Source organism: Thetidibacter halocola, from assembly GCF_018224955.1.
Classification (GTDB): Bacteria; Pseudomonadota; Alphaproteobacteria; order Rhodobacterales; family Rhodobacteraceae; genus Thetidibacter; species Thetidibacter halocola.
This window is the reverse complement of record NZ_JAGTUU010000010.1, coordinates 134,458-142,987: the sequence shown is the minus strand read 5'-3', so window position 1 is coordinate 142,987 and position 8,530 is coordinate 134,458. Positions and strand designations below refer to the sequence as shown.

Below are 8,530 nucleotides of genomic sequence, written 5' to 3'. Positions count from 1 at the left end.
GTCCCGACGCCGCGCGGGGCACCCTTGCGCGGCGTCTTCATGCCTGGACTGGCGCGGAATCGGCGCGTGCACGCCGCGATCCGGCGCGTTCATCCGGTCTGAATGGTCTGTGTGGGGGTGGTACCGCCTCCCCGGCTTGAACGGGGGACCTCTGGATCCACAATCCAGCGCTCTAACCAACTGAGCTAAGGCGGCTCTGGCGCGCGGGATAAATCGTCGCCCGACCGATTGCAAGACCGAATCCGTTTAGCGCGCCGGATCATGTCCGCAGATCGATGTCCCATTCCTGTTCGATCAGGTCGACGCCGAAATTGTGCACCGGTTTCGACCGCACCAGCCGCCAGCCCGCGCTGGCATAAAGCACGCAGGCGGCGCGGTGGCTTTCATGCGTCCACAGTGTCATGCGCCGGTAGCCCGCATCGCGCGCGAACCCCATGCACTCGGCCAGCAGGCGCTTGCCCAGCCCCTTGCCGCGCGCCTCAGGCGTCAGGAAGAACAACCGCAGCTTTGCGGTCTCGTCGTCCAGCCGCACGCAGAAGATGCTGCCCAGCCGCTGCCCGCCGTCCCAGGCGATGAAGGCGCGCTCGCAGGTGGGATCGTGGTCGGCGTCAAAGGCCAGCAGGATGTCGTGCACCAGTGCGCCAAAGCTGGGATCAAAGCCCTCTTCACGCGCGTAGTGGGTGCCATGCTGTTCGACCAGCCAGTCGATGTCGCCCGGGGCGAGGTGCCTGATCTCGATGCTCATGGTGGCAGGAAACCCCGCCCGCGCTTGCATTGCAAGCGGCGTGGCGGTATGCGCGGGAAGACCGTCACAGGGACTGCGGCCATGGGCATCAACGACGAAAGCGACTTCGAGGCGAACCTCCAGATCGGACCGACCGACAAGGGCATGGTGCGCCTGTTCATCTTTGCCGATGGCCTTGAGATCCCAATGGATTTCGAGCCCGAGGAGGCCGAGGAGATCGCCGACGAGTTGCGCGCAGCCGCAGCCTCGGCCCGCCAGGTCAAGCCGAAGAAGCCGCAAAAACCGCGCCGCTGAGGCCCGCCTTACTCGGCCTTCAGGTCGATGGTCCGGCGCAGCTTGCCTGTCGCCCGGTCGAAGATCAGGATTTCATCCGCCGCCGTCACCACGGCATACCAGTCAGTGCCCTGGGTATAGGCCATGGCCCGCGTGCCGTCGGGCAGGGCGATCACCTCTGGCAGCGGGGCTTGTGCGTTGCTATAGCGATGCCAGATCAAGCCCAGGATGCCCAGGATCCCGGCAATCATCACCGCGGTCAGCACCGTCACCAGCACCTGCAACAGCCGCAGCCCGGGGGGCTGGGGTACATGGTCGGGGTCCGGAGAAGCCATGAGCCAGATCCTTTACGTCATCATCGCGGCCAATCCGCCGCCGCGCCTTGATAAGGCCTTGGCCCGCGACGTGCCAGAGGAGGCGGCGCTGTCACGCACCCGTCTTGCCCGGCTGATCGCCGAGGGCGCGGTCAGCCGCGACGGCGCGGCGCTGACCGACCCCAAGGCGAAGGTCTCGGAGGGCGACGAGATCGCCATCGTCGTGCCAGAGGCCGAGGACTATGACGTCGTCGCGCAGGATATCCCGCTGGCGATCCTCTTCGAGGATGACGACCTGATCGTGATCGACAAGCCCGCCGGCATGGTGGTGCATCCCGCTCCCGGCAGCCCGGACGGTACGCTGGTCAACGCGCTGCTGCACCATTTCGGCGGCAACCTGTCCGGGGTCGGCGGCGAGAAACGTCCCGGTATCGTGCATCGTATCGACAAGGACACCTCGGGCCTGCTGGTGGTGGCCAAGTCCGATCGCGCGCATCACGGCCTTGCCGCCCAGTTCGAGAAACACACCGCCCGCCGTGCCTACCTTGCGGTCTGCTTTGGCGTGCCCGATCCGGGCGATCCGCGCCTGATGGGCACCCGCGGCGTCAGCGCCGAGCCCGGCGGCGGCATCGTGATCACCAGCGGCCTGGCCCGGCACAAGACCGACCGGCAGCGGCAGGCGGTCTATTTCGACGGCCACGGCCGGCACGCGATCACCCGCGCCAAGGTGCTGGAGCGCTTCGGCACCCCGCCCTGCGCCGCGCTGCTGGAATGCCGGCTGGAGACCGGGCGCACGCACCAGATCCGGGTGCACCTGGCCCATGCGGGCCACGCACTGATCGGCGATCCGGTCTATGGCGGGCGGCGGAAACTGGCGCCTTCAGCGCTGAGCACGCAGGGGCTGGCGGTGGCGCAGGCTTTCGACCGGCAGGCGCTGCACGCGGCGGAACTGGGCTTCGACCACCCGGTGACGGGCGAGGCGCTGCTGTTCGCGTCGCCCCTGCCGCAGGACATGGCCGAGTTGATCGCCGCGCTGCGCGGCTGACCTGCGCTCATGCGCAAGGTTCCGTGAAATGCGGATCACCTGTGCGTGAGCGCGCAGTCACAAATCTTCATGCGACGGAAAGAAGTGCTAACCTCGTTTTAACAATTAGACGTTAAACGCGCTTGAAAGGCGCTAACATCGAGACTATCTGGATGTTAATCCGAGTAACATCGGGCCCTGCAAGGAGGGACACCATGAGCAACATGAGCCGTTACGCCAATCTGCCGGCCCCCACGCCGGAAGCCGGCCTCAGCCGCTACCTGTCCGAGATCCGCAAGTTTCCGCTGCTGGAGCCGGAAGAGGAATACATGCTGGCCAAGCGCTGGGTCGAGGATGGCGATACCGAGGCGGCGCACAAGATGGTCACGTCGCACCTGCGGCTCGCCGCCAAGATCGCCATGGGCTATCGCGGCTACGGCCTGCCGCAGGCCGAGGTGATTTCCGAGGCGAATGTCGGCCTGATGCAGGCGGTCAAGCGCTTCGATCCCGAAAAGGGCTTCCGCCTGGCGACCTACGCCATGTGGTGGATCCGCGCCTCGATCCAGGAATACATCCTGCGGTCCTGGAGCCTGGTGAAGCTGGGCACGACCAGCGCGCAGAAGAAACTGTTCTTCAACCTGCGCAAGGCAAAGTCGCGTATCGGCGCGCTCGAGGATGGCGACCTGCGCCCCGAGCACGTGCAGAAGATCGCGCACGACCTGGGCGTATCCGAGGACGAGGTCATCAGCATGAACCGCCGCCTGTCGGGGGGCGATGCCTCGCTGAATGCGACGGTGGGCAGCGACGATGATGGGTCGATGCAGTGGCAGGACTGGCTGGAGGATGAGGATGCCGACCAGGCCGAGGCCTATGCCGAGAAGGACGAACTCCAGGCGCGGCGCGCCCTGCTGGTGCAGGCGATGGACGTGCTGAACGACCGCGAGAAGGACATCCTGACCCAGCGCCGCCTGTCGGAAGAAACGGTGACGCTGGAGGACCTGTCCTCGCAATACGATGTCAGCCGGGAACGCATCCGCCAGATCGAGGTGCGCGCCTTCGAGAAGTTGCAGAAGCGCATGCGCGACCTGGCCCGCGAACAGGGGATGAGCGTGGGCGCGCCCGCCTGATCCCTTCTCATCCGACGACTGGACGCCCGCCCTGCAAGGCGGGCGTCTTTCGTTTGTGGAGGACGATTGCGTCCTTGTCCCCGTGCGCTAGGATGGTGGCGCTATCGCGAGGGAGGGGAGCATGGCCGAACACGTTCGCTGGGGCATCCTGGGGGCCGCGAAATTCGCCCGCGAGCACATGGGGCCCGCGATTCACATGGCACGGCGCGGGCGCCTTGCGGCGCTAGCGACCTCGGACGCTGCTCGCGCGGCACCCTTTGTCGCGCTGACGCCCGGCCTGAGGATTCACGCGGGCTATGACGCGCTTCTGGCCGATCCCGAGATCGACGCTGTCTACATTCCGCTGCCCAACCACCTGCACGTGGATTGGGCTCTGAGGGCGCTGGATTCGGGCAAGCACGTGCTGGTGGAAAAGCCGCTGGCCATGGCGGCGACGGAATTCGACGCGGTGATCGCAAAGCGCGACGAGACCGGGCTGCTTGCCTCGGAGGCCTACATGATCGTGCATCACCCGCAATGGCACAAGGCCCACGCGCTGCTGGCCGAAGGGGCGATCGGGCGGCTGGTGCGCGTGTCGGGCGCGTTTTCCTATGACAATCGCAAGGATGCCGCGAACATCCGCAACCGGGCCGATACCGGCGGCGGCGCGATCCCGGATATCGGCGTCTACATCTACGGCGCGACCCGTTTCGTGACGGGTGAGGAACCCGAGGCGATCCTCTCGGCAGAGATCCGGCGCGAGAACGGTGTGGATGTCTGGAGCCACATAACCGCTCGGTTCCCGACCTTTCATTATACCGGCGTCGTCTCGATGCGGATGGCGCCCTGGCAAGACATGACCTTTCACGGCAATGCCGGGCTGATGCGGTTGACGGCGCCGTTCAACCCGCAGGTCTACGGCCCGGCGCGGATCGAACTGCACAAGCCCGACATGACTGTGACGGAATTCCGCTTTCCGGCCGACAATCACTATGTGCGGCAGGTCGAGGCGTTCAACGCGTCGGTCCTCGACGGCACGCATTGGCCATGCCCGCTGGAGTTCAGCCGCGGCACGCAGGCGATGATCGACATGGTCTGGGACAGGGAGCGCGCCTCCGGCCGCCCCGGCTGAGGCCTTGCGGCCTCAGCGGCCCACCCTCCAGCCCGCTCCCGTCAGTCGATGGTGATCACGACCTTGCCGGTGGACTTGCGCGTGCGCATCAGTTCCATCCCCTCGGTCGCACGATCCAGTGGCAGGACGTGGCTGACATGGGGCTTGAGCAAGCCCTCGGCATGCCAGTCGAGCAGCGTCCGGAGCGAGCCTGTCAGCACCTCGGGGCGGAAGGCCAGGTAGCCGCCCCAGTAGAGGCCCAGGACCGACAGGTTCTTGACCAGCAGGTGGTTGGCCTTGATTTGCGGCACGGCGCCGCTGGCAAAGCCGATGGTCAGGATGCGCCCCTCGGGGCGGCAGGAGCGGAAGGCCGCCTCGAACTGCTCGCCGCCCACAGGGTCATAGACGACGTCGGCGCCGCCCAGCGTCTTCATCTCGGTCCGGATGTCCTGTGTGGCGGCGTCGATCAGGTGATCGGCGCCGGCGGCGCGCGCGGCCTCAAGCTTGTCGGCGCCGCGGGCGCAGGCGACGACGCGCGCGCCCATCCGCTTGCCGATCTCGACCGCGGTCAGGCCGACGCCGCCCGCTGCGCCCAGCACCAGCAGCGTCTCGCCCGGTTGCAGGCGTGCGCGGTGGTCCAGCGCCACGTGGCTGGTGCCGTAGGCGATCTGGAAAGCGGCGGCAGTGACGAAATCCATGCCATCGGGCAGGGCCACCGCACGATCGGCCGCAAAGCAGCCGTTTTGCGCCAGCCCGCCACGCCCGCCGAACACCGCGACGCGCTGGCCCGGTTCGAAGCCCGAGACGCCCGCGCCGACCGCATCGACGGTGCCCGCGACCTCCATGCCCAGCACGAAGGGCGGCTCTGGCGTGTCCTGGTACTGCCCCTTGAGCATCAGCAGATCGGCAAAGTTCAACCCGCAGGCGGCAATGCGCAGACGAATCTCCCCTGCGCCGGGATCGGGCACGGGCAAGTCGCTCAGGGTGGGCGGCGACTGGAAGTCGGTCAGGACAAGAGCGCGCATTTCTGCCTCCGGATGGTTCGGGCGCACTGTGCTCAAATCACGCACAGACTGTCAAACGCTTGCCGGCTGCCCCTAAACCGTTTCCGCAACATGAACATTTCTTCCCGAAAGGCATTTTTGCCCTCAACTTTTGGGCGAATTGTCCTTATCTTTGCCCGCGTTAATGGTTTCTTTTTCTTGATTTTATCAACCGGTCTAAGCTAGTTAGAGATGCGTAGTAAGCGCCTGCGGCCCAGATCGCATCGACACCGCCAGAGCAGCGAGCGCCAGAGAACAGGAAACAAGAATGGCACATCCCGTTGACGTCCATGTGGGCAAGCGTATCCGCCATCGCCGCTGGCTGGTGGGCATGACCCAGCAGCAGCTGGCTGAGAAGGTCGGCATCAAGTTCCAGCAGATCCAGAAATACGAGACGGGCGCAAACCGTGTCAGTGCCTCGCGCCTCTGGGACATCGCAGATTCTCTCGAGGTGCCGGTCAGCTTCTTCTTCGAGGGTATCGAGGCAGAGAGCGCCGAAACCACCAAGTCTGAGAACGTCCCTGCCGACATCATGGGCGACAAGGAAGCACTGGACCTTGTCCGGTCCTACTACGCGATCCCGGAAAATCAGCGCCGCCGTCTGTTCGAACTGGCCCGCGTCCTGTCCGACGTGGCTTGAGCCGGGCGCGTCCCTGCGCTAGCCCGGTGCCAGCACAGGAGACGCGATGACCCGAACCGATCCCGACTTGGCGCAGGATCTGCGCGCGACCGCCGATGCGTTGGCCGATGCGGCCAGTTCGGCGATTCTTCCCCATTTCCGCATGGTCGGACTCACCGCGGACAACAAGAAGACCGACGGGTTCGACCCGGTCACCGTCGCCGACCGTGCCGCCGAAAAGGCGATGCGTGCCGTGCTGGCGCAGCGCCGGCCCGACGATGCGATTCTCGGCGAGGAATTCGGTGTGACCGAGGGGCGCTCGGGCCTGACCTGGGTGCTCGACCCGATCGACGGAACGCGCGGCTTTCTGGCGGGAACGCCCACTTGGGGCGTGCTGATCGCGGTGTCGGATGCGCAGGGGCCGATCCTGGGCGTCATCGACCAGCCCTATACCGGCGAGCGGTTCACCGGTGGTCTCGGCCTTGCGGAATGGTCGGGGCCGATGGGGCGGCGGGCCTTGGGTGTGCGTGGCACCACCAGCCTGTCCGACGCCATCCTGTTCACCACCTTTCCCGAGGTCGGTACACCCGCGGAAAAGGCCGGTTTCGACCGGGTCTCTGCCGCCGCTATGCTGACGCGCTACGGGATGGATTGCTACGCCTATGCGCTGGTCGCGGCGGGGCAGGTCGACCTGGTGATCGAAGCGGGACTGAACGCCTATGACATCCAGGCGCCCATCGCGGTGATCGAGGCCGCGGGCGGGATCGTCACCGACTGGCAGGGGCGGCCCGTGCACGACGGCGGGCAGGTGCTGGCCGCGGCCAACCGCGCCATTCACGCCGCCGCGCTGGACCTGCTGAACGCCGGCAGCTAGGCTCGGGCGGCGGCGCGACTTTCCCTTTTCCGGCGCCCGATTTCGCACAGAAAAGCGCCGATGTGAGGGGCCGATGCATCGAACCGAGATCCTGATCCGCAACGCCCGGACCATCCTGACGATGGACGATGCGGGCAGCGAACAGGTCGGCCATGACATCCTGATCCGCGACGGGGTAATCGCGGCGATGGGTCCGGGCCTGGCCACCACGGGCGAGATCGTCGATGCCGCGACCTGCGTCGTGACACCCGGCCTCGTGAACACCCATCATCATCTCTACCAGACGTTGACCCGCGCGGTGCCCGGCGGCCAGGACGCGCTGCTGTTCGGCTGGCTCAAGACGCTTTACCCGATCTGGGCACGCTTCGGCCCCGAGGAAATGGTGGTTTCGGCCCGGATCGGCCTGGCCGAACTGGCGCTGTCGGGCTGCACGCTGTCTTCGGACCATCTCTATCTCTACCCCAATGGCGCGCGGCTCGACGACACGATCCATGCCGCGGCCGAGGTGGGCCTGCGCTTTCACCCTACCCGCGGCGCGATGAGCATCGGCGAAAGCGCGGGCGGCCTGCCGCCGGACAGCCTGGTGGAACGCGAAGAGACGATTCTGAACGACTGCATCCGCGTGATCGACGCCTTCCACGACCCGCGCCCCGGCGCCATGGTGCGGGTGGGCATCGCGCCCTGTTCGCCCTTTTCCGTCAGCCGGGACCTCATGCGCGACGCGGCGCTGCTGGCGCGCGACAAGGGCGTGATGCTGCACACCCACCTGGCCGAGAATGACGAGGACATCGCCTATTCCCTGGCGCAGTTCGGGTGCCGCCCGGGCCAGTATGCCGAGGATCTGGGCTGGACCGGCGCCGATGTCTGGCATGCCCATTGCGTCAAGCTCGACACGGCCGAGATCGGGCTGTTCGCGCGGTCGGGCACTGGCGTCGCCCATTGCCCCTGCTCCAATTGCCGGCTGGGCAGCGGCATCGCGCCAGTGCGCGCGATGCGCGATGCGGGCGTCAAGGTGGGGCTGGGCGTGGACGGCTCTGCAAGCAACGACGCGGGCAACCTGGTGGCCGAGGCGCGCCAGGCGATGCTGTTGCAGCGCGTGTCTCGGGGCGCCGACGCTATGAGCGCGCGCGAGGCGCTGCGCCTTGCCACCCGCGGAGGGGCTGAGGTGCTGGGCCGCGATGACCTGGGGCAGGTCGCCGTGGGCCTGCGCGCCGACCTGGCGCTGTGGGACGTGTCTGGCATCGAAAGCGCGGGCAGCTGGGATCCCGCCGCCATGCTGCTTGCCGGGCCAACCCGGGTGCGGCATCTTCTGGTCGAGGGGCGGCAGATCGTGCGGGATTGGCGGGTTGTCTCTTTCGATCTCGAGAAGGCTATCGTTAACCAGAATCGGTTAGCCCGGCGTCTTGCAGAACGCTTTTGAC

General features: G+C 66.7%; 10 protein-coding genes and 1 tRNA gene. 7 read left to right on the top strand and 4 right to left on the bottom strand.

Annotation, left to right across the window (positions count from 1 at the left end):
* Positions 1-118: 118 nt before the first annotated feature.
* Together KB874_RS21350 and KB874_RS21345 are read right to left on the bottom strand one after the other, a co-directional pair.
* Positions 119-195: transfer RNA gene (locus KB874_RS21350), tRNA-His, on the bottom strand.
* 64 nt (positions 196-259) lie between these two features.
* Positions 260-745 (bottom strand): GNAT family N-acetyltransferase, encoded by a 486-nt coding sequence (locus tag KB874_RS21345; protein ID WP_249200712.1) that lies wholly within the window; start codon positions 743-745, stop codon positions 260-262.
* 81 nt (positions 746-826) lie between these two features.
* Here KB874_RS21345 and KB874_RS21340 point away from each other — a divergent pair, with 81 nt between their 5' ends.
* The gene (locus KB874_RS21340; protein WP_212538588.1) at positions 827-1,039 is read left to right on the top strand and encodes a DUF6324 family protein; all 213 of its coding nucleotides are present in this window, start codon (positions 827-829) and stop codon (positions 1,037-1,039) included.
* An 8-nt stretch (positions 1,040-1,047) separates the two neighbouring features.
* On the opposite strand, the gene KB874_RS21335 is transcribed toward KB874_RS21340, so the two are convergent.
* Positions 1,048-1,353, bottom strand: coding sequence for a DUF6476 family protein (locus tag KB874_RS21335; RefSeq protein WP_212538587.1), 306 nt, complete (start codon positions 1,351-1,353; stop codon positions 1,048-1,050).
* Between KB874_RS21335 and KB874_RS21330 the strand changes: the two genes are divergently transcribed.
* From KB874_RS21330 to KB874_RS21320, 3 genes are all read left to right on the top strand, one after another.
* Positions 1,352-2,377 carry an RluA family pseudouridine synthase gene (locus KB874_RS21330; protein WP_212538586.1) on the top strand — a complete coding sequence of 342 codons (1,026 nt, stop codon included), beginning with the start codon at positions 1,352-1,354 and terminating at the stop codon, positions 2,375-2,377. The genes KB874_RS21335 and KB874_RS21330 overlap by 2 nt on opposite strands.
* 203 nt (positions 2,378-2,580) lie before the next feature.
* The gene (gene rpoH / locus KB874_RS21325) at positions 2,581-3,483 is read left to right on the top strand and encodes an RNA polymerase sigma factor RpoH (RefSeq protein WP_212538619.1); all 903 of its coding nucleotides are present in this window, start codon (positions 2,581-2,583) and stop codon (positions 3,481-3,483) included.
* Positions 3,484-3,604: 121 nt separating this feature from the next.
* The gene (locus KB874_RS21320; protein ID WP_212538585.1) at positions 3,605-4,594 is read left to right on the top strand and encodes a Gfo/Idh/MocA family protein; all 990 of its coding nucleotides are present in this window, start codon (positions 3,605-3,607) and stop codon (positions 4,592-4,594) included.
* 41 nt (positions 4,595-4,635) lie between these two features.
* On the opposite strand, the gene KB874_RS21315 is transcribed toward KB874_RS21320, so the two are convergent.
* The gene (locus KB874_RS21315) at positions 4,636-5,598 is read right to left on the bottom strand and encodes an NADPH:quinone oxidoreductase family protein (RefSeq protein WP_212538584.1); all 963 of its coding nucleotides are present in this window, start codon (positions 5,596-5,598) and stop codon (positions 4,636-4,638) included.
* A gap of 286 nt (positions 5,599-5,884) precedes the next feature.
* Between KB874_RS21315 and KB874_RS21310 the strand changes: the two genes are divergently transcribed.
* From KB874_RS21310 to KB874_RS21300, 3 genes are all read left to right on the top strand, one after another.
* Entirely contained in the window at positions 5,885-6,256 is a 372-nt protein-coding gene (locus tag KB874_RS21310) for a helix-turn-helix domain-containing protein (protein WP_212538583.1), read from the top strand.
* A gap of 46 nt (positions 6,257-6,302) precedes the next feature.
* A complete protein-coding gene (hisN, locus tag KB874_RS21305) occupies positions 6,303-7,109 on the top strand; it encodes a histidinol-phosphatase (RefSeq protein ID WP_212538582.1) in 807 nt (268 codons plus the stop codon).
* A 73-nt stretch (positions 7,110-7,182) separates the two neighbouring features.
* Positions 7,183-8,529 carry an 8-oxoguanine deaminase gene (locus KB874_RS21300; RefSeq protein WP_212538581.1) on the top strand — a complete coding sequence of 449 codons (1,347 nt, stop codon included), beginning with the start codon at positions 7,183-7,185 and terminating at the stop codon, positions 8,527-8,529.
* Position 8,530: the final 1 nt, after the last annotated feature.

Coding starts and splice junctions, on each gene's coding strand:
- KB874_RS21315 (WP_212538584.1), bottom strand. CDS start 5,598: ATGCGCGCTCTTGTCCTGACCGACTTCCAGTCGCCGCCCACCCTGAGC.
- KB874_RS21330 (WP_212538586.1), top strand. CDS start 1,352: ATGAGCCAGATCCTTTACGTCATCATCGCGGCCAATCCGCCGCCGCGC.
- hisN (WP_212538582.1), top strand. CDS start 6,303: ATGACCCGAACCGATCCCGACTTGGCGCAGGATCTGCGCGCGACCGCC.
- rpoH (WP_212538619.1), top strand. CDS start 2,581: ATGAGCCGTTACGCCAATCTGCCGGCCCCCACGCCGGAAGCCGGCCTC.
- KB874_RS21300 (WP_212538581.1), top strand. CDS start 7,183: ATGCATCGAACCGAGATCCTGATCCGCAACGCCCGGACCATCCTGACG.
- KB874_RS21335 (WP_212538587.1), bottom strand. CDS start 1,353: ATGGCTTCTCCGGACCCCGACCATGTACCCCAGCCCCCCGGGCTGCGG.
- KB874_RS21345 (WP_249200712.1), bottom strand. CDS start 745: ATGAGCATCGAGATCAGGCACCTCGCCCCGGGCGACATCGACTGGCTG.
- KB874_RS21320 (WP_212538585.1), top strand. CDS start 3,605: ATGGCCGAACACGTTCGCTGGGGCATCCTGGGGGCCGCGAAATTCGCC.
- KB874_RS21310 (WP_212538583.1), top strand. CDS start 5,885: ATGGCACATCCCGTTGACGTCCATGTGGGCAAGCGTATCCGCCATCGC.
- KB874_RS21340 (WP_212538588.1), top strand. CDS start 827: ATGGGCATCAACGACGAAAGCGACTTCGAGGCGAACCTCCAGATCGGA.